1 protein-coding gene is annotated in these 233 nt (G+C 23.2%); it reads right to left on the bottom strand.

The genetic code is table 11. The features are described 5' to 3' along the window. The coding region (locus IEQ44_RS16580; protein ID WP_193639498.1) for a hypothetical protein at window positions 1-233 on the bottom strand (233 nt) is incomplete at both ends.

The following is a 233-nucleotide window of genomic DNA, read 5'->3' as shown; positions in this document are numbered from 1 at the left end:
TTTCATTTTCATTTTTCTCGTATTGTTTTTTAAAAACGAGAATTTCATTTGCTAATTCATTATCTAACCTTGTTTCCCAATCTAAACAAGTGTTAATATTATTTATAGTGATTTCTTCTAAAGATTCCATTATCTTTTTGGCCTTTAATAAGTAGTCATCTTGACTCATTAAATTGTTACGCATGCTATTTATTTCTTTAATTGCTTGTTCTTTTTTATTATTTAAATTTAAT

Origin of the sequence: Nocardioides malaquae (assembly GCF_015070385.1) — a bacterium.
GTDB lineage: Bacteria > Actinomycetota > Actinomycetes > Propionibacteriales > Nocardioidaceae > Nocardioides > Nocardioides malaquae.
Note: the sequence above shows the minus strand (reverse complement) of the source record. Positions and strands in the feature narration are given on the sequence as shown.